This is a genomic window from Paenibacillus sp. J23TS9 (assembly GCF_018403225.1).
GTDB lineage: Bacteria > Bacillota > Bacilli > Paenibacillales > Paenibacillaceae > Paenibacillus_AQ.
This window is the reverse complement of the sequence record NZ_BOSG01000001.1, coordinates 1,102,447-1,121,673: the sequence shown is the minus strand read 5'-3', so window position 1 is coordinate 1,121,673 and position 19,227 is coordinate 1,102,447. Positions and strand designations below refer to the sequence as shown.

At 45.6% G+C, this 19,227-nt stretch carries 17 protein-coding genes and 1 riboswitch; of the genes, 3 read left to right on the top strand and 14 right to left on the bottom strand.

Annotation, left to right across the window (positions count from 1 at the left end):
- Positions 1–302 precede the first annotated feature (302 nt).
- Positions 303–5,213 carry a S8 family serine peptidase gene (locus KJS65_RS30060; protein ID WP_213648914.1) on the top strand — a complete coding sequence of 1,637 codons (4,911 nt, stop codon included), beginning with the start codon at positions 303–305 and terminating at the stop codon, positions 5,211–5,213.
- Between the two features lie 127 nt (positions 5,214–5,340).
- On the opposite strand, the gene KJS65_RS05450 is transcribed toward KJS65_RS30060, so the two are convergent.
- The 5 genes from KJS65_RS05450 to KJS65_RS05430 all read right to left on the bottom strand — a co-directional run bounded on the left by KJS65_RS05450 (position 5,341) and on the right by KJS65_RS05430 (position 9,841).
- Positions 5,341–5,688, bottom strand: coding sequence for a hypothetical protein (locus KJS65_RS05450; protein WP_213648913.1), 348 nt, complete (start codon positions 5,686–5,688; stop codon positions 5,341–5,343).
- Positions 5,689–5,769: 81 nt separating this feature from the next.
- Entirely contained in the window at positions 5,770–6,123 is a 354-nt protein-coding gene (locus tag KJS65_RS05445) for a thioredoxin family protein (protein WP_213648912.1), read from the bottom strand.
- 332 nt (positions 6,124–6,455) lie between these two features.
- Positions 6,456–8,048 carry an amidohydrolase gene (locus KJS65_RS05440; RefSeq protein WP_213648911.1) on the bottom strand — a complete coding sequence of 531 codons (1,593 nt, stop codon included), beginning with the start codon at positions 8,046–8,048 and terminating at the stop codon, positions 6,456–6,458.
- 171 nt (positions 8,049–8,219) lie between these two features.
- Positions 8,220–9,110, bottom strand: a complete 891-nt coding sequence (locus tag KJS65_RS05435; protein WP_213648910.1) for an aldo/keto reductase — start codon at positions 9,108–9,110, stop codon at positions 8,220–8,222.
- 224 nt (positions 9,111–9,334) lie between these two features.
- Positions 9,335–9,841, bottom strand: a complete 507-nt coding sequence (locus KJS65_RS05430) for a GNAT family N-acetyltransferase (RefSeq protein ID WP_213648909.1) — start codon at positions 9,839–9,841, stop codon at positions 9,335–9,337.
- Positions 9,842–10,010: 169 nt separating this feature from the next.
- On the opposite strand from KJS65_RS05430, the gene xerS reads away from it, so the two are divergent.
- Positions 10,011–11,090 carry a tyrosine recombinase XerS gene (gene xerS / locus KJS65_RS05425; RefSeq protein ID WP_213648908.1) on the top strand — a complete coding sequence of 360 codons (1,080 nt, stop codon included), beginning with the start codon at positions 10,011–10,013 and terminating at the stop codon, positions 11,088–11,090.
- A 72-nt stretch (positions 11,091–11,162) separates the two neighbouring features.
- On the opposite strand, the gene mobB is transcribed toward xerS, so the two are convergent.
- From mobB to KJS65_RS05385, 8 genes are all read right to left on the bottom strand, one after another.
- Positions 11,163–11,702 (bottom strand): molybdopterin-guanine dinucleotide biosynthesis protein B, encoded by a 540-nt coding sequence (mobB, locus tag KJS65_RS05420; RefSeq protein WP_213648907.1) that lies wholly within the window; start codon positions 11,700–11,702, stop codon positions 11,163–11,165.
- The gene (locus KJS65_RS05415) at positions 11,699–12,973 is read right to left on the bottom strand and encodes a molybdopterin molybdotransferase MoeA (protein WP_213648906.1); all 1,275 of its coding nucleotides are present in this window, start codon (positions 12,971–12,973) and stop codon (positions 11,699–11,701) included. The genes mobB and KJS65_RS05415 overlap by 4 nt, the downstream gene beginning before the upstream one ends.
- A 105-nt stretch (positions 12,974–13,078) precedes the next feature.
- Complete coding sequence (locus KJS65_RS05410; protein ID WP_213648905.1) at positions 13,079–13,849, bottom strand: DUF4247 domain-containing protein; 771 nt, start codon at positions 13,847–13,849, stop codon at positions 13,079–13,081.
- A gap of 10 nt (positions 13,850–13,859) precedes the next feature.
- Complete coding sequence (locus KJS65_RS05405) at positions 13,860–14,366, bottom strand: DUF4178 domain-containing protein (RefSeq protein WP_213648904.1); 507 nt, start codon at positions 14,364–14,366, stop codon at positions 13,860–13,862.
- A 50-nt stretch (positions 14,367–14,416) separates the two neighbouring features.
- Positions 14,417–14,821 carry a DUF350 domain-containing protein gene (locus KJS65_RS05400; protein WP_213648903.1) on the bottom strand — a complete coding sequence of 135 codons (405 nt, stop codon included), beginning with the start codon at positions 14,819–14,821 and terminating at the stop codon, positions 14,417–14,419.
- Positions 14,822–14,937: 116 nt separating this feature from the next.
- A complete protein-coding gene (locus tag KJS65_RS05395; protein WP_213648902.1) occupies positions 14,938–15,606 on the bottom strand; it encodes a PspA/IM30 family protein in 669 nt (222 codons plus the stop codon).
- Between the two features lie 73 nt (positions 15,607–15,679).
- Positions 15,680–16,051 carry a prenylated flavin chaperone LpdD gene (gene lpdD, locus KJS65_RS05390; RefSeq protein ID WP_213648901.1) on the bottom strand — a complete coding sequence of 124 codons (372 nt, stop codon included), beginning with the start codon at positions 16,049–16,051 and terminating at the stop codon, positions 15,680–15,682.
- Positions 16,052–16,199: 148 nt separating this feature from the next.
- Positions 16,200–17,222: an NADH:flavin oxidoreductase/NADH oxidase gene (locus KJS65_RS05385; protein WP_213648900.1), complete on the bottom strand. Its 1,023-nt coding sequence runs from the start codon at positions 17,220–17,222 to the stop codon at positions 16,200–16,202.
- Positions 17,223–17,432: 210 nt separating this feature from the next.
- On the opposite strand from KJS65_RS05385, the gene KJS65_RS05380 reads away from it, so the two are divergent.
- Positions 17,433–18,251, top strand: coding sequence for a polysaccharide deacetylase family protein (locus KJS65_RS05380; RefSeq protein ID WP_374706169.1), 819 nt, complete (start codon positions 17,433–17,435; stop codon positions 18,249–18,251).
- 99 nt (positions 18,252–18,350) lie between these two features.
- Here the strand turns inward: KJS65_RS05380 and KJS65_RS05375 are convergent, their stop codons facing one another.
- The gene (locus tag KJS65_RS05375; protein ID WP_213648899.1) at positions 18,351–19,013 is read right to left on the bottom strand and encodes a 3D domain-containing protein; all 663 of its coding nucleotides are present in this window, start codon (positions 19,011–19,013) and stop codon (positions 18,351–18,353) included.
- 7 nt (positions 19,014–19,020) lie between these two features.
- Positions 19,021–19,176: riboswitch (cyclic di-AMP (ydaO/yuaA leader) on the bottom strand.
- Positions 19,177–19,227 lie beyond the last annotated feature (51 nt).

Here is a 19,227-nt window from a genome sequence, read left to right as displayed (position 1 = left end):
TTAAATTTAAGTCTGCGAACCTATTTTGTCGTAAGGAAAGAACCACGGATATGGGAAGGAAATATGTCCTTTTTCACAATTAATACTCGAAATTCTTTTTTTAGAGATTTTCGACACGCTCAAATGACAGCAAATGCCTTGTTATAGCACATAGGGCCTTATTCCTTAAGTCTCATACCAGAATAATGTAAAAAATGTAAACTATATTTGTATTTTACTAGTGTTCAATTAAATCCATGTAAAAAGGAGGATCGTTGTTCACCCCTATTTACGATTCCAGTCTCTTTAAAGGAGGATATGATTTGAGAAAAGGTCCATCTAAAATCCGCACTTATTCCACATTGCTGTTAAGCACCATACTTGCTGCAGGTATTACATATCCGAACGCGACTGCTGCATCTGCATCTATTTCTACTTACAAGCTTCCGGCCAATACGAAAATCCAGCTGGATTCCCTGCTTAAACAAGGCAGCTTGAAAAAGGAATTATTAAACCAACAGGCGGCAGCTCAGTTAAAGGGTCTTTCAGCTGCAGAAGAGGCTCAAAATTATGTGGATACATCGAACAGCAGCGATCCGATTACGGTCATCGTTCAGCTTCGGAATGATCCCATCAAAGTATATGAAGCAAATCCGTCTTCCCGCGCCCGCTCGTCCATTGGCAGCTACAGCAGTATTTTGAATCAGGAGCATACAGCGTTTAAATCAGCAGCACTATCCAAAACAGGTGCCCTATTCAAACGGGAATACTCCAAAGTTTTTAATGGCTATTCGGTGACTCTACCGGCCAATCAAGTGGATAAGCTGCTCGCGCTGCCTGGTGTAAAAGCGGTATTCCCTAACGAGGAAGTTCATGCACTGCCCATAGCAGATGGCCATGATTTCTATCCGAATATGGACGAAAGCGCTCCACTCATTGGTGCGAATGATTTGTGGGATTCGGGTTTTGATGGTAAAGGGATTAAGGTCGGGGTTATTGATACAGGTATCGATTATGATCATCCCAGCCTGCATGATGCTTATAAAGGCGGATATGATTTCGTAGATAATGATAATGATCCGATGGAAACATTACCGGATTCCAGCAAACCGGATAAAAACGGAAGCTCTTATAATACCCTGCATGGGACACATGTTTCGGGAACTGTCGCCGGTCGTGGAGATCCGAAGGATCCCGCTTCCACAACAGGTTGGGTTCGCGGTGTGGCACCCGCTTCCGATCTCTATGTATATCGTGTACTAGGTCCTTACGGCAGCGGGAGCACTGAAAATGTCATTGCAGGGATCGAAAAAGCAGTGGCGGATGGCATGGATGTCATCAACCTCTCACTTGGTTCAAAAATGAACAATTCCTATACGCCCGATGCCATTGCAGCGGATAATGCGGCATTAGCCGGTGTAACTGTCGTTTTGTCCAACGGGAATGAAGGTCCCGGAGAAGAAACCGTAGGCAGCCCGGCTGCCGCTCAACTGGCCATTTCGGTTGGAGCCTCCACTCCTCCGCTGCAAACGCCTATTTTCAAATCAACCAAGTTAGGCACTATTTATGCCCAGCTCGCTGCCACTTCTTCCAAGCTGGATAATGTCGACGAAGATCTTGAGCTCGTATACGCTAACCTGGGTGACGTGAAAGATTATGCTGGTTTAGATGTCAAAGGGAAAACGGTTTTGGTATCCCGAGGTACGATCACCTTTGCTGCGAAGGCTGAAAATGCTGCGGCAAATGGTGCTAAAGCCATCATTATCTTCAACAATATACCTGGGGAAATTGGTGGTGCCACCATTGAGGGTGCTAAACAATCCGTGCCAACCTATACGATCACCCAGGATAGCGGCCTGCAGCTTCAAAAAGAAGTAGAAGCGGGAAATAATCATGTGACCTTTAATTATCAAAAGGAACAAGATTTACTGGCCGATCTAAGCTCAAGAGGCCCAGCTCTTCCTAACTACAACATTAAACCGGATATTTCAGCTCCGGGTGTAGGTATTAAATCTTCCATTCCGGCGTTTGGGGGAGATTATACGAATGCTTACGAGGAGCTGCAGGGAACCAGTATGGCCGCACCGCATGTGGCCGGCTCCGCCGCTCTCCTGCTGGAGAAAACACGCCAAGAAGGATTGACTCTAAAACCGGAGCAAATCAAAGCTTTGATAACCAATAATGCTTTGCTGATTAAAGATCGTCAAGGTAGACAATATGGAGTAAATGAACAGGGCGCAGGCCGTGTAGATTTGAAAAACTCCGCCGAAGCACAGGCGATCGTCAAGGTAGAAGAGAATTTACCAATCCAGCTTCAGGATGCGACTCATCTGACTTCTTACTCTGGCAACTTATCATTCGGTCAACTGGGTGCAGGTACAACAACTAAAAGACAGCTGACCATTGATAATATCGCGCACATCAATCAACATTATGGAGTATATGTCAATTGGAGTAGCAGCAACGGACTATCGCTTATTCCGGATCTTTGCGATATCAATATCAATGCAGACCAAGGTTCTGCTAATCTATCGGTTACACTCACCATACCAGAAGGAACTGCACAAGGTATGTATGATGGACAACTCGTATTCACCCAAATGAAGACAGGTCACAAGCTGCATGTTCCGTTTAGTGTATATGTGGGTGATAAATATAATCAGGATGAAATTACTAACCTGGAGCTTGACCCGGTCTACCTCTCAACTGCTGAAGACGGCCATGGTACAAAAGTATATTATTCAGTCAATAAAAAGCTTGAGGATTATGTGTTCGGTGTCTATGGTGTGGATATAGAAGGAAACTTGATTCCGGAGCCTGTGGGTTATATCCACAATGATGACTTCAAAAAATCGCTTGACCCATTCTATTATTCATTTGACTGGGATGGAACTGTAAATCCTTTTGACGACTCCCAAGATGAAAAAATCAAACTGGATCCGGAAGGAATCTATGCCATGGTCCCATTCGTATTTATTCCGGATGAGGAAGACAGTACTCCTTTGATCGATTCACTTAAAGCTTTCATGGTGGATAATACGGCACCTGAAGCTACATTGCCTGATGAAATTACTGTAAATCCTGAAAAACCGAATGTTGGAATCCTCAAAGGCACAATCGAAAATGATATGCTTTTGGACTTGTATGATGGTACAAACCTTGAGGATCTTATCCATGTCAAAGCAAAAGCCGGCTTGGATACAGATACAGATACAGATACAGAGCTGAAAGATTTCACCGGTACCATCGATGCAGAAGGTAATTTCAGTGTAGAAGTTAATTTGAAAAAAGGTTTGAACAAAATCCAGCTATTCGTTTATGATGACGCAGGCAATGGCTTGTCTGTTCCAGCGATGACTTACGAATACAATACGGAGAAAGCACCTATTGATCATTCAACTGAAGTAGCGCTTAAGGCAGATTCATACAACTTAACAGTTTCCGAACCAATTAACATTAGCGTGGATTTCAAAGGTATGGATGCCATTCAATCCATTAGTGTTGATGTGGCTTATGATGCCAAGCTCTCCCTGGAGAATACCCTTGCTGGCATAAAAGGTGAAGAAATTAAGTCTGTCGATGCATCAGTTCTAGATCCGTCTGAGTCTGACCAAACGGTTGTCCATTATGGACTGACATTTAAGGAACCGGTTGCGGAAGGTACTCTAGTCAAATTATCTTTTATTGCGAATGAAGCAAACAAATACTCGTTTAATGTTCAAAACATACGTCTATTGGATGCACAAGATAAAGTAATTGCCTCAAAAGTAACTGACGCAATAGTAGTTAACGTATCTGAAGATGGAGATGGTTCTCCCATTCCCCCAACGGAGTCTGAACCAACACCAGAACCACCGTCCAATGAACCAGCGGACCCACCTGCAAATTCTGGGCAGGAACCTGTTTCATCACCCGAAAAGAATCAAGATCCCGAATCAGGGTCTGATCCATCTCCTGGTGGTGACCAAGTATCCGATTCATACCATGTAACAAAAGCAAAGCTCGCTGCAAATTCCAGTAATCAGCTGGCTTCAGAAGTATCATTCTCTGCACCGCTTAGTCCTTGTACGAAACCAAATCCGGATCCAGGCACAGATCCAGGCAATGGCTCCGGCAATGGCTCGTGGTCAGGCTCAGGATCAAATTCTACACCAAGTACGCCTTCTACACCTTCCGCCAAAAAGTTGACAACCGGAGCGCTATCTGAGAAAGGTACAGGCGATCAGAAGTCCGCTGTACTAAACGTAGATTCTTCTTACCTGACTGGACAACTGAACAACACAGATGCAAAAAATATTACTCTGGATATTAGTGATGTGCCCATTGAGTCGTATCATCCGTTGAACCTTCAGCTCAGCAGTTCTTTAGCAGACCAGCTGCTGAAGACCAATAAACCTCTTGTCATTAAAGGGAAAGGTTTTGAAATATCTATTCCTGCTAATGACATGAAGAGTTTTGTCACGAAAGATGGACTTATTATTGGACTCAGCTTTAGCAACGCACCTACTGGTACGCCGCAAGCCCCAACCGGCGGAACTGTAAATTTCGTTTCAAACGCGCTGACTATTAATGAACCACCAGCAGCGTTGACATCACCGATTGCTATTACGCTTGCTATTGATCCAGCTAAAGTAAAGAACCGCAGTAAAGTTGGAATCTTTACTCAGAGCACTGGTGGAAATTGGACTTATCTATCCGCCGGAAACAACAGTCCTAGCACCATTTCGTTCCAGACTTCCAAGCTGGGCGCATTCAGCGCTGCCGAAGTCTCCAAGACATTTGCAGATATCGTCAATCACTGGGCCAAAAATGAAATTGAAGTCATCGCAGCCCACTACCTGGCAAACGGTAAAGATTCATCTGATATGTACAAACCAAATGATCAAGTCACGCAAGCCGAGTTCCTGTCACTCCTTGACCGTCTTCTCGGCACAGGCAGGACATGGAGCGAGCGTGCAGCAGAAACGGGTTCAAACCACCAGCTGACTCGTGAAGAATTAGCCATTCTGCTTGCAAATGCACTGGGCGCTCCTGTGACCGGTACAGCATCTGACCTTTCATTTAAAGATCAGAACAGCATCCAGGATGCTGCAAAGGGAGCTGTCTTGTATGCTGTGCAAAAGGGCTATCTGAAAGGAAATCCGGATCATTCTTTCAATCCAAAGGGTAAATTAACCCGGGCAGAAGCCGGTGTAATCCTGTATCGTTTGCTTCAAGATCTCCAATCTAAATAAATCCGTTTTAACGAAGAACAGCAGGCCTCTGAAATGGAATTTCAGCGAGACCTGCTGTTCTTTTCACAAAAAAACACATCATTTGATGATCGCATGAATGCTTTTTTAATTACCATTTCATTGTTAATTACTTCTTATCTACCTGCAGCAGTGTAATCTGCTTAAGCGTATAGGTATCTTGAATCCGTTCTTCCTTAATAACCCCCAGCTTGATCAGCCCGGCTATTTTCGATGAATCCGATTTGGACAGCATCCGCCACAGCTCCAGATCCGGCAGAGCTTCATACAGCTTGGCATCATCATAATCCTTTCGGGACTGTGAAACGAGCTTGACCCGGTAGGCACCTGCTGCAAACTCCGAAGTTTCCTTCTCCTCACAAAAGGTCATAATCTGATCGCGCAGTTCCTTCAGCTCCTGCTCGGTTTCCTTTTGCTGCTGCTTCAGTTGATAATATCTTTTGACAATCTTGTCCATGCCAAAATCACTCTCCCCTCTTCTACATTTATATGCAGAACAAGGCTCGGAATAGGACATTATATGAAGTTCGAATATCTGCTATTCGTACTGCTCGGATTCTAAACCATTTAATTGCAGTGCTTCACTCCAGCCTTGAAGCTGCTTCTCCACATCTCCCATAAGAATAAACCGGGACTGGCGAAAGACTTCCTTGCCTTCCATGAACAGAAGCAGTGTGGGCGCTGTAAAAACGAGATATTCACCGGACACCTCCGGAGCTTCTTCCATCCGAATATAGATGCCCTTAACTTGCGGAAAAGATGGCAGCTTGTCATCCAGCTTGGCCATGACACTGTCGCACACACCACAATGATCTGTTTTGATCAGCAGTAAGGTTAGTGAAGCTTGCTGAATCTGATCTTTAATTTGATTCAGATTGGTTACATGCTGCACAGTAAGCACCCCACCTTCTTGTTAAATATGTTCACATACCCCTCTGGGTATAATTAGAGTGTACTCCCTGATGTACCAATGTCAATAAAGCTCAACTGATTCAGGAGTAAAGATGAATGTACTCTATTTAAGTTAACATAATTATATTTACGTAAACTTCGCTCCTTTTATACCCATCTTGTAGATAGATATGATTGTTTGTTGGTTACATGAAATGGTCTCTAGAACGAACAAGAACAAGGTTTTTCTATTGTGAATTTTTCACATGGTGAATTTATTACTATAAGGTTTTAATTTGCTTTGTTATGTTGTACGACGTATCTAGCTTTCATTTATTCGTTTTGATACACGATGCTGCCGTTAACCACGGTCATTTGAATAGAATTTTGCAGCAATGCCTGAGGTTCCTCCTCAAATGGATCCCGGCTTAAAATCGTGAAATCCGCAGCAAAACCTTCTTCAATCATTCCCCGGTCCATTTCATGAAGAATGGCATGAGCGCTTCCCGTGGTATACAAGGATATGGCTTCGTACATACTGAGCCTCTCCTCTTCCCCATATACTGCAGGTTGATTCGGTTTGGTTCTCGTGACTGCCGCATGAATGCCTTCAAGCGGTGACACCTTCTCAATCGGTGAGTCGGAGCCCCCTGCACAATGTATTCCATGGTTAAGCAGTGTTTTCCAAGCATAGATTAACAAGTTTTCAGGCTCTCCGATCCGATCCATCACCCATGGAAAGTCTGAAGCGACGAAGCTTGGCTGAATATCCGTTATCAACGGCAGTCTTTTCATCTGTTCTACCAACTCCGGACGCAAAATTTGTCCATGAATCAGCCGGTCTCTCTTGCCTTCCGGACATGGATGCTTCTCCAAATACCGGAGTACTTTTTCTGCCGCCCCATCTCCGATTGTATGTGAAGCTACGGACATGCCATGCTTTCTCGCAAGAACTATCAGCTCCTCCAATTCCACATCACTATGGACAGCGATACCGGATGTTTCAGGTGCATCTGCATATGGCCGGCTGAGTAATGCAGTTCTGCCACCAAGCGCCCCATCTGCAAAGAGCTTCATGGCTCCAAATTCCAGCATAGGGGATTCGATACCCTTTCCTTTCATTTCCTCCAGCCATTCATCCAGCGCCAAATGATGGACAAGCAGATGAGCTCTAAAATGCTTTTCATGCTCATGAATAACGGTATTAAATGCACGCATCGTGCGTGCACATCCTCCATAATAACTTAAATCCTCCGTATGACAGCCTGTTAAGCCGTTGGACCAGCAATCTTGTATAGCCGCAGTTAATGCCGCCTCCAGATATTCCTCTGTTACACCCGGTACAGCTTCGAGTATAAGGTCTTGTGCTTTTTCCTTGAGGATTCCGCTTAATGTTCCTACTGTAGTTCTGCCCAGGACTCCTCCTGCCACCTCAGGGCAGCCTTCTTTGATACCTGCAGCTTCAAGTGCAGCAAAATTAACTGCGATAACATGCCTGCAAATTCTTCTAAGCAGGACCGGATGTCCGGGTGCAGCGAGGTCCAGCTGTTCTCTCTCAGGTAAGCATGAATCCACCCAATTATTCTCATTCCAGCCTTCTCCGATGATCCACATACCCTCCGGTAATAGTTCTGCCTGATCCCGAACGGCCTCCAGTAATTCCTCCCTGCTTGTACAGCTGCCCAGCTGCAGCTTGAGGAATGTCTCCCCATGCCCAATCAAATGCATATGACTGTCCACCCAACCGGGGAACATCACCCCGCCACCAAGTTCTTGAACTTCTGTGATTTGCCCGCTGTACTTATGCATTAACTCGTCCAGCTTACCGATCTCCCGAATGGTTCCGCCTTCTGTAAATACAGCTTCAACCGTTTGAAGCTCCTGCTTCATCGTGTAGATCGTTCCGCCCTTCCAGATCGTTCCCACACCGTTCTCCCCCTTATCTCATTTCATTATTATATTTCCAGGATTATATGATTTCCCCTCACAACTATTATGAATTTTTCATATGTTGTTTTTTTATAATGTTGTAAGTGAAAAAGCTTGGCCTGTACAGGCCAAGCTTTTTTGCGGCTGCCTTGTCTGCGTGCGGGTGAATCAGGTTTTTCCCACCCAGTCATCTCCCGCGACTTCCTTCCAGCGCGCCCTGATTTCCTCATACACTTGTTCGGGCAATGAACTGGTCTGCAAAAGCTTAGCATTTTCGGACCATCTCCCCGGCTTTTGTGTTCCGACGATGGCCGTATCCACGCCAGGTACAGTAAGTGAGAACCGCAGTGCTGCTGCAATCGCCTGTTCATGGTCTGCAAGGAAATCGTACTGGAGCTCCTGCAGCCTCTGCCAGTATACGTACGGATAAGCCTTTTCCGATAGTGTCTCGTAGGTCCAGGCAACGTTTGCAACCGGCCGTTTGGCGATTATGCCCATACCTCTCTCTCTGGCTTCAGGCATAGTCAGTTCAATCGCTTCCTGATCAGCAATATTCAAAGAGATCATCAGGCTGTCGAACAAACCGGTTTGCACAGCATACAATGCGTCGGTCCGGTCTCCACTGTAGCCAATGAAACGAGTCTTCCCCTGTTTCTTTGCTTTTTGCAAAACCTCGATCACAGATCCCTGCCTCAATATCTTTTCCGAGCAGCTGTGCAGATGTATGATATCGACGTAATCGGTCTTCAGCCGCTGTAGGCTGCGGTCAATACTCTTTTCCAGCATGACAGGATCCCAGTCTTCTTCTTCAAAACCGGTAGCATGCCCACACTTCGTAAATAAGTAAAAGTCATCTCTGCGGCCGGACAATGCCTTCCCGATCAGCTCTTCACTGTCTCCGTAGCATTCTGCCGTATCAATAACATTCAGACCCGCGTCTAGTGCATGGTTCAGCAGCTCCTCCACTTTGGACAGATCATTTTCCTGACCAATTTCAGAGCCTCCAAAACCTAAAATACTAACTTCCATTCCTGTTTTGCCAAAAGAACGCTTTTCCATCTTCTTGCCTCCTTATTCATAACACAAAAATATGAAACAGGTTCTCTCAAATATGGAGCTAAATTCTATATTACCCCGCTTTGGGGAGATAACCGATAACCTGTATTTCCTCATTCCAAAGCCAGCACTTTGGTCATTTGAATCATTGCCGCCTTAGTGCCACATTACATCCGGCCTCCGCTATATCAACAAATATCTCCTTTTATACGCAAGTTCAAAACCAGTTAATTTATGCTGTTCATCTTTTGTGACGTAAAATACTGACTGATATGTCCGTGAATTGGACTTACCTTTTCTTCAAACTGTTGATCCGTATATGTACCGATGACTTTTCTCCAAAAAGCCTGCGCTGGAGCATTCGTCTTGACCTGGGTCACTTTCCAGCGTCCCTGGAACCGGTCAAACAGCTCGCGTGCTGCCCAGCTTCCCATACCGGATCGGCGGTATTTTTGCATAACAAAAAATTCAGTCATATAAAAATCGCCTTCCTCCGGGTCTACCAGGCGGTCCACCAGAGCAAATCCCGCGGGAATATTGCCACTTGTCATCAGAAAAGGGTATTTCCCCGATCCTCTTTTCCAATATTCATCCAGACCCGGATAGTCGGGAAATATACCATCCTGATTCACATCCAGATTCTGAAACAGGGTGAAATCATACAAATACAGCTGCATCAAACCGCTGATCACCTGTTTTCTCCGTGCCGGAACCAGATCCATTCTGAAATCCATGAGCCCACCTCAATTATGTACATCGTCTCATATTAACTATATAACTTTGAACCTTATGGAGCAAGGTTATACCCCGAACCCCCTATAAAGATGGTTTCAAAGCACCTGGCTAGCCAATATGGTAAAATATACTTTATAGATCTAATCAAAAAAATGAGGTGATGCCCGCATGAATGTACAAAAAGAACTCGACCGGATCAAACTAGATGACAAGGTACTGGGCATGCCGTGGTTTGTCCAGCAATTTATCGACTACAAACTGCCTGACCTGTCTCCCTCCACTTTACTTGAATATGTAAGAGACTATGAGACCTTCTTTAACTGGCTCCGAGGTGAAGGACTATCCAAAGCTGAAGCTAACAAAGAGGTTACTTTGCAGGAGCTCGAGGTACTCCGGATGGAGGACGTGGTCAGTTACCGGATTTTTCTTACAACAAAACGGGAGGGCACAAATTCCCGGATCACTGTGTCCCGCAAGCTGTCTTCATTAAGATCCTTATTTCATTATTTAAGCCAGATTGCAGAAGATGAAGATTTTTACCCGCTTCTGAAGCGCAATATCATGGCAAAAATCGAAATCAAGCGAATCCATAAACCAAAGGATACCGCTGCCAAGCTTAAAGGAAAAATTCTGGAAGAGGAAGAACTGCTTGAGTTTATTGGATACATCCTTGAAGGCTATGCCAAAGATGTCGAGAAGAATAAGCAGGCTTTGTACTCGCATGAACAGAACAAGGAGCGCGATGCCAGTATCACAAGCCTGATATTGAACTCTGGTCTCCGTGTATCCGAGGTAGTCAATTTGAATGTTGACGATATCGATATGAATAACAAATTACTGTATGTCTACCGTAAAGGCAATAACGATGAAACCTTTAAAACACCAGTGTACTTCCGGGAACAGGCCAAGGATGATTTGAACGCCTACTTGAACCTGCGCCAAGCCCGCTATAAAGCACCCAAAAGAGAAAAAGCGCTTTTTCTTGCGCTGGCCAACGGGCAAACTGAAGGCAGCCGTATGACCAAACGAGCGATGCAGGCCATGATTATCAAATATGCAAAGCGCTTTGGTAAGCCTTTTCTGACGGTCCATAAGCTCCGCCATTCGTTTGCAACCGATTATTATTTGCAAAATGATATATACAAAACAAAAGAGCAGCTCGGCCACGCTTCTACAGAAACAACGGAAGTATATGCGCATCTTACGGATAAAACCATGTCCGAAGCCATTGAGCGGCGTACGGATTAATCCTAATTCCATTATGAAATATGATCTTTTTATGAAAAACCGGTCTCCCCAAGGAAACCGGTTTTTACTTGCTTATATTCGCTTCTGGAGCCACTCCGTAATCTGTACAACATCATCTTTGCCAAAAACAATAGGAAGCTCTGTTGTTTCAGCGAGAGTCTCCTCTTTGGACAGCCAGGTTACCACGCCTTTTACGGAGCTTAGCTTTTTAATCAGCTCCCTGTCCTCCGCTCTCCGCACCATAACCAGCTTGGGATAGTTCTCCTGCTTAAAGCCCTCAACCAGAATGATATCGTAGGAGGAGAAACCCTTAACGAGCTCGTCCAGATAAATTTCCTCTTCCCGAATCACGGCCGTTTTACGCGGGGATACCAGAGCAATAGCCGAAGCGCCGGCTGCACGATGACGGTAAGAATCCGTACCGGGATGATCCATCTCAAAATCATGAGCGTCATGCTTGATCACAGCTACCCGAAAGCCCATTTCCTTTAATCTCTCGACAAGGGAGCAAACCAGCGTTGTTTTTCCACTGTTTTTGTATCCAACAACTTGGCATACAAACGGCTTGTCTACTGCATCCTGATCAGCATGAGCCCTTTTCACAGAACTCACAATGTATTTCCTTTCAACAGCAAAATTTTCACTTTCTCTCCTGCGGGTGTAATACTTTTGGCCGGTGGAATAACGATCAGACAGTCACTGTCCTTAATCGTCACCATAACGCTTGATTCATCGACCTTGGCCGGAATGGCATAGAGCATACCATCTCTTGCCTCAACCCTGCCTCTTACAAAACGGGTAAAAGCATTCACCTTAGTGTAATCCTGTTCAAGAATTGCTGTCCATTCCGTCAAATAAGGCTTATCACAGCCAATCACCCGCTGAATGAACGGACGTACAAATAATTCAAAGCCGACAAAACATGCACCCGGATTGCCCGAAAGAGCGAAAAGCAGCTTGCCGTCTTTGACAGCCGCGGTAGTAACGCTTCCGGGTCTCATTGCAATTTTGTTATAGAGCATATCCACGCTGTCACTCCGAACGAAATCGCCCATGATATCATAGTCGCCTACGGATACACCGCCGCTTGTCACCACAGCATCATATTCCTGCATGGCTTTTTCCACCTTTGCTTTGGCCAGCAGCAGATCATCCATCACAGCCTCCAGGATGAACGGCTCACCGCCAGCTTCGCGCACTTGAGAGGCCAGCATATACGTATTACTATTGCGAATTTTGCCAGGCTGCAGCGGCTCATCCACGGTCAACAACTCAGAGCCGGTTGAAAATATAGCGATGCGCGGTTTTTGGTACACAGTGACCTGATGCACGCCGAAGGAGGCCAGCACAGATATTTCACCCGCCTGAATCCGGCGGCCCGGACGGAGCAAAACCTCCTGCTGCTGTACTTCAAACCCGATGGGAGTAACATTCTTGCCTTCCTCGATCTTCCGCTTGAGTCCCAGCTGAGTGTGTCCCTCATACTCGCGCAGCTCCGTCATTTCCAGCATGACGACAGCATCCGCACCTTCCGGAACCTGGGCACCTGTCATGATGCGCGCAGCAGTTCCAGCGGTAATCTCGTGCTCTGAAACAGAGCCGCATGGGATTTCATCAATCACGTCCAGCCAGACCATCTGGTCTGAACTGCATCCCATTGTATCCTCTGAACGGACGGCATAGCCATCCATCCCCGAGCGGCGAAACCGTGGGAATGGATGGGGTGCTTTTACTTCCTCGGCCAAGTAGCGACCGTGACTTTCCTGTATAGGGATTTGCTCGGTTGATCCGGGTTTTCCATACGCGGAGAGCAGATCTTGCGCCTGCTGAACCTGTAAAGGCTTGCGGTGAAATTTATCGTTATCTTCCTTGTTTAGTTTCATGTAGTAAACACCATCCTTTATTTCAATCCAGCATAAGATGAACACATACTTATATCATGACACAAAAAAACGCACGAATCCATGCTTCGTGCGCTGCTTATTGTGTTATCTTCGTGACCTTCGCGTAATTTTACCGGAACCGACTCTCGTTTTCGGTTTGGTATAGGATTTTTTCGGTGAGTCAAACAAGCCGCCAGATCCGGTCTTCCCTCGGGAAATGCTTCCTTTACTGGACTTGGATGAATCTGTATTCCGGTCAAAAATGCTGCCGCCTGAACCAACGCTTGTATCTCCATTATTGGTACCACGGCGGAAGATTGAACCTTTCTTTTCTACCGTCAGAGGAGGAGCAATTTTCTTGTCATTGGTGGTAGGAGCATGGTATGTCCCCTGCTTGGGTTGGTAAATGTCCCGGCTGGAATAGCCCCTGTACCCGCCACCCCCTCCGCCAAGCGAGTCAAAAAGATGGCCAATTACGACCGCTGTGAGATATCCTTTCAGAAAGCTTGAATCATAATTTTTTTGGACATACTGCTGGGAATCGACTTCAATGAGTGTATCGCTTTCTTTTTTTGGATCCTTTTGCAGATGATAATATTCATTGCCATAAACGAGAAACATTCGTTCCGTGTCTTCTTTAGAAACTTGATCCGGCTTTTTCTCATCGGTTAGTTCTTTTGCCACTTCCGGGACGGTCTTATCCGCAGCCCGGTATACGTACGAGGTCGCACTGCCGTCGCGATTTACCGATTCCAAAGGATAGGTTTCCTTCACATTCGGTGAACCGATCCCGCATCCGCTCAGCAGTGACATGACAAGGCTGATGACAAGTGCGATTTTCAAGCTTAGCAGCGACCGTCCCTGCCGTCCTTTCATAAGATCACTCCTAATTGGCCCGGATGACTTTTACATCTCCCGACAGTACTTTCTCTCCTTCATACAGCATAAAGCGTCCGTTCTGCCATTCAATGCGCACCAAACGGTAATCATCGGATTGATATTGCCACACATGCTGCTCCCCGCCTTGGGTGAAAGGTGTTTTACCATTCACCAGCACATGTCCTTCATACTCCTCTTCCAGGAAAAAGGTTCTATTATCCAAATCCAGCTCTGTCGGCACTTCGCTCGGATTATCGAGACGACCATCCAATGGCGTATATAGAGCATATTGAACCGTTTCACGTTCCTCGATATGCAAATAAGCGATAGCGCTTCCGTCCTGCAGCGTCAGAACTACGGCGTTGCGGCCACGGTTGTGTACACGGCCTGTAACCTCGTAGGTAACTAGCGATACTTCGCAAATATCCCCGGGCATGAGAGCCAGCATGCTTTTTTCCGCCTTTGGCGGTTCGGGCTTGGCAAACAGATTACCAATTCGTTTAAATACGCTCATATGTTATAACTCCTTATGTTCATAAACTTATTCTGTGATGATCCTTTACTTTATAGGCATGCGGTAATAATTAACGCGCCAACCATATGAAGCGAACCCGCAAACAACCCGTAACCGACTTTCCCTTGCTGCGTTCCCACATCAAGCTCCAGCTTTGCCCATATGCGCAACAAAACACGGACGATTGCCTCCAGTACAAGCAGGATCAGGAAGGAAATGATGGACACCATTACAGCATCGAGCAGATTGTTGGATGTACTGATTGAAGCTGAAAGGATGTACCCCTGAGCCAGCAGTTTCAGTACAAGTCGTGTCGTTACTGCCATGTTTCCTGCTTTGACTTCCTCAAAGTCCTTGTATCTTGTGAACAGGGAATCGACAAACATCAGTATAAAAAGGAGCAGCGCTCCAGATCCTGTCCACACCAGAATCCCCATAATCGTATTAAAATCCATGAAACGTGCCTCCACCAGCTCAGGTTTTTATCTTATACAGCAGGAACAGCGAAGGAGGACATTGGCATGTAATCCCCTTCGCTGCTTTAAACTTGCGTACTATTGGCCCGTAACTATTACTTATTCTCGTACTGTTTCATCAGCGCAGCCAGCTCGTCGTCAACCGCTTTGTCCGTACCGAGCTTTTCAAATTCATCATCAAGGGATTTGCCTTTGGAGGACATTTCATTACTTGCTTCGGCTTGCGCCTCCATTTGCATCATTTTTTCTTCCATACGCTTCATGCCGTTTGAAGCACTGTCCGGGCTGAAGCCTTGCATAGCTTTATTAATTTCAGTTTGCGCCTTGGCTGCATTATAACGGGCAACCAATGTTTCACGTTTATTTTTCATTTCGGTCAGCTGTTTGCGCATCTCATCAAGCTTGCTGCGAAGATTATCTGCTGCTGCTTTGTTTTGGTCATAACTTGCTTTGTATTCGGCCATTTTTTGTTCAGCAGCATTCTTTTCCTCAAGCGCACGGCGGGCTAAATCAACATTTTGTGCTTGTGCTGCCGTATGTGCCTGTTGGGTACGTTTTTCGACCAGAGCTGCTTGTTCCTCATACAGCTGCTTGAATTTCTTCTCAATAGCTATTTGAGCTGCTACTGCTTTCTCCGCATCTTCAAGATCTTCCGTCATGTCACGGATATATTGGTCTGTCATTTTTACCGGGTCTTCCGCTTTGTCGATAATTGCGTTAATGTTAGACATTGTCAGGTCACGTAATCTTTTAAAAATAGCCATTTTGTTATTTCCTCCTAGAAAGGTTTAATGTTGTTCTTATGATATTCATTTACGCAGCAGCTTTGAAGTCGTTTCAAAATTCACAAAAAAATTTTTCGTTTTCTTTTTGAGTCTTAACAGCAAGATACCTGTCAAACACCGAATTTGCCTCTGCTACAATCTCTGAAATCTGCTCCCGTTTGATACCATCATAATGGATTCCAGCCGCCACGGTAACGGTGACGCCAAGCGCCTCTGCTGCTTTCTCCGCCATTTCCTCTGCCAAATCATGCTCTCGATGTCCTGGCAGCTCTACCGTTTGCACCGTAGCCTCCATGGCATCATTACAATAATATGCGGTAGCTACAGCACCAATATGAGCTGATCCGCCGGTTATAACGAGCAGAATGTCTCTTCCGACGGGGACCTCCTCGATCCGTATATCCCATTTTGTGCTTGGTTCCATGCTGCCGCCCCTCTACATTGTAATCATTCATCAAAAACAGTTCCATATTTTAAATACCATTTTATAGGATAATAAGCATTCCGTACAACGATGAGAATGGAAAAAGGGCATAGACAGATTATCTGCCCATGCCGTTATCACTCCTATGTTAAAAGCCCCGTAAATACTGCTTCGGTATTTTTCCATCACCTTGAAGCGCTTGAGATGCATGCAGCGCCCAGTAAGGATCTTTCAACATTCCCCTGCCTACAGCCACCAAATCCGCTTTACCATCCAGCACCACGTTTTGCGCGACTTCAAAGTCATCTAGACGTCCTACTGCGATAACAGGTACATCCAGCTTGTCTTTGATATGCTCTGCCAGCTCCACTTGATAACCCGCCCCAGCTTTCGGTCCTCCGTTGGCGCCAATATGCCCTTCACCGCCGGAAGAGACATGAAACACATCCACGCCTGCCTCCTGGTAACGCCGGCAGACTTCTGTAATATAATCTACGTCATAACCGCCGTCCACATATTCTTTGGCCGAAACCCGCATAATGACCGGCATATCCTCAGGCACAACCTCCCTGACCGCCCTTGTTACTTCTACGCCAAAGAGTGGCAAATCCTGACCGTAAACATCATCGCGACGGTTGGTAATTGGTGAATGGAATTGGTGGATCAGGTATCCGTGCGCTCCATGAATTTCTATCGTATCAAACCCGGCTTCAACTGCCCTTCTTGCCGCTTCTTTGTATGCCCGCACCATTTCTTCTACCTCTTCGGTAGTAAGAGCGCGAGGTGTTTTATATTTTTCATCGAACCGAATGGCTGACGGAGCTACCGGCGGATTAGCATCCTCCGCCTTGCGTCCGGCATGTCCTAACTGAATGCCAATTCGTGTTCCATGGGTATGTATCTCGTCCACAATTTTGCGGTATGCGGGGATGTGCTCATCGCTCCAGATCCCTGTATCCTGATTCGTAATACGTCCATCCGGATGAATAGCCGTCATTTCCACAATGATCAGCCCTGTGCCGCCCACCGCCCGGGAAACATAATGCACAAAATGCCAGTTGTTCGGGATTCCATCCTGCGCTTGCACCGAGTATTGGCACATAGGAGGCATTACAATTCGGTTCTTCAAAGATAATCCCTTTAATACATAGGGTGTGAATAAATCCGCCATGCTTTTTGTCTCCTTTCAGTAAGCTTATATTTGAAGTCCGTATGTTGAAACGGTTCATATGAAACACATTTATTATACACGTTTTCGGAGTAATTATGGAAATGTGGGCTATTTTGAAAAACCATCATAATTCTTTCCAATTCGGGACATAACAGTATAGACAATCACAATTGCTGACAGCAATACCGGGGAAAGGAGCCGCAACCGATGATAAATACCCGACTCGTTAAAGCCTGCGCTGCTATGCTTCTTATCAGCCTGCTTTGGCCTGAAGCCGCTCTTAATGCGGCCCAGCTGGAAGATCCGGCCTCTTCCAATTCAATACAAGAAACAAGCAGTCATGAACGAAAGGAAACACGTCAGGAAAAACAGATTTTAACCCTGGGGCAGCTTATCAAGAAATACCCTGATACTTTCAAAATTCACGGTCCCCATATCAAACAGATCGCATTGACCTTTGATGATGTTCCTGATCCCCGTTTTACTCCGCAAATTCTAAAGATATTGTCCCAGAATGGAGTAAAGGCCACGTTCTTCGTTGTAGGCAGCCGGGCCAGAAAGCATCCTGACCTGGTAGCCAGAATTGTACGGGAAGGACATGTCATCGGGAATCATTCCTATAACCATCCACAGTTCCATAAGCTGACGATGGCCGAATATATGGATCAAATCATCCGGACAGAGAAAATCCTGTATGGCATTACCGGCTATAAACCTAAATTGATCCGTCCTCCCTATGGTGATATTACGGAGAACCAGCTGCGCTGGGCCAAACGCGAGGGATATAAAATCGTCAACTGGAATGTCGATTCCTTGGACTGGAAAGGCATCAGCAAAGAGGCTGTGAAAAGAAACGTAATGACCACAGCCGGGCAGGGCTCCATCATTCTTCAGCATGCCGGAGGGGGCAGCTCTTCGGACTTATCCGGAACGATCGGAGCCTTACCGGAAATCATCCGCGAACTAAAGAAAAAAGGATATACTTTTGTGACTTTACCCAAACTGCTAAAAGTTCAAAAGGACAAATAAAAAACAAGCAGCTCTCCATTTTTGCAAATGGTAAGAGCTGCTTGTTTGCGTAAAAGCGAAATAGGGTATATATCATTATGTCAGTAAAAAACGATACTACTATTTAATGAAGTATAGTTGAACGTCCTGGAAACCAAATTCGCTGACGGATTGCGGGCTGCCCGGAACAAAGATATCAATACGGTTCCCTTTAATGGCACTGCCAGTATCTCTGGCCGTAGCTACAAAAGCTTTTTTAGGAAGACCTTCGAAGTTATGTCCTGTGACAAGCACCTTTGTGCCAAGCGGGATAATGGATGGGTCTACTGCGATTGTACCGAGTTCAAGCGGATTACCGAAGTAATCAACCGCACCCCATTTTCCATTCTCGCTTGCAGCTGCAGAATATGCCGTTGCTTTCACGTTAAGCGTTTTATTATAAGTAAAGGTTTTTCCCCATGCTTCTACGACTTTTTGATCCGAATTCACATTCAGAGACGCGGTTGTGATCGTTGATGCAGAATCCGCATCCGCATATGCCTTCATTGTGTTGTCACCCGGAATATTCAGCTTAATGCCTTCATAGATGTTCGTCGCTTGTACGTTAGGATTTGCATTCATCAGCTGATTCATATTCACGCCTAATTGTTTCGATAGCGTGTAGTAAGTGTCGCCTTCTTTGGTTACATGTACAGAGTCCGCGTGAATAGGTACGGCTTGTACAGTCAAGGTAATGCCCAATGCTGCTGCAAAAATTTTAACTTTCTTAAATCTCTTCTTCATAGTTCCTCCTTAAAATCATCGATGCCTGCGAGGTTAGCTGTCGGGTTCGGATTGAGGAGACAACCCTACGTTACAATAACGATTCACCCCGAGTGACAATAGTCTTTCACGGTAAAAATTTTCCCCCGCACTTTGCATTCCAAAGTTTTGGCTTACTCAATATATCACAATTTTGTAACCTGTGCGCTTGAAAATGTTACCATACTGCAACTAT

What these genes read in the sequence shown, in the direction of transcription:
- KJS65_RS05400 (WP_213648903.1), bottom strand. Translation starts at nt 14,821, where the DNA reads ATGGATTTTAATACGATTATGGGGATTCTGGTGTGGACAGGATCTGGA.
- KJS65_RS05430 (WP_213648909.1), bottom strand. Translation starts at nt 9,841, where the DNA reads ATGGATTTCAGAATGGATCTGGTTCCGGCACGGAGAAAACAGGTGATC.
- KJS65_RS05375 (WP_213648899.1), bottom strand. Translation starts at nt 19,013, where the DNA reads ATGAAGAAGAGATTTAAGAAAGTTAAAATTTTTGCAGCAGCATTGGGC.
- lpdD (WP_213648901.1), bottom strand. Translation starts at nt 16,051, where the DNA reads ATGGAACCAAGCACAAAATGGGATATACGGATCGAGGAGGTCCCCGTC.
- KJS65_RS05450 (WP_213648913.1), bottom strand. Translation starts at nt 5,688, where the DNA reads ATGGACAAGATTGTCAAAAGATATTATCAACTGAAGCAGCAGCAAAAG.
- KJS65_RS05395 (WP_213648902.1), bottom strand. Translation starts at nt 15,606, where the DNA reads ATGGCTATTTTTAAAAGATTACGTGACCTGACAATGTCTAACATTAAC.
- KJS65_RS05385 (WP_213648900.1), bottom strand. Translation starts at nt 17,222, where the DNA reads ATGGCGGATTTATTCACACCCTATGTATTAAAGGGATTATCTTTGAAG.
- KJS65_RS05415 (WP_213648906.1), bottom strand. Translation starts at nt 12,973, where the DNA reads ATGAAACTAAACAAGGAAGATAACGATAAATTTCACCGCAAGCCTTTA.
- xerS (WP_213648908.1), top strand. Translation starts at nt 10,011, where the DNA reads ATGAATGTACAAAAAGAACTCGACCGGATCAAACTAGATGACAAGGTA.
- KJS65_RS05410 (WP_213648905.1), bottom strand. Translation starts at nt 13,849, where the DNA reads ATGAAAGGACGGCAGGGACGGTCGCTGCTAAGCTTGAAAATCGCACTT.
- KJS65_RS05435 (WP_213648910.1), bottom strand. Translation starts at nt 9,110, where the DNA reads ATGGAAAAGCGTTCTTTTGGCAAAACAGGAATGGAAGTTAGTATTTTA.
- KJS65_RS05405 (WP_213648904.1), bottom strand. Translation starts at nt 14,366, where the DNA reads ATGAGCGTATTTAAACGAATTGGTAATCTGTTTGCCAAGCCCGAACCG.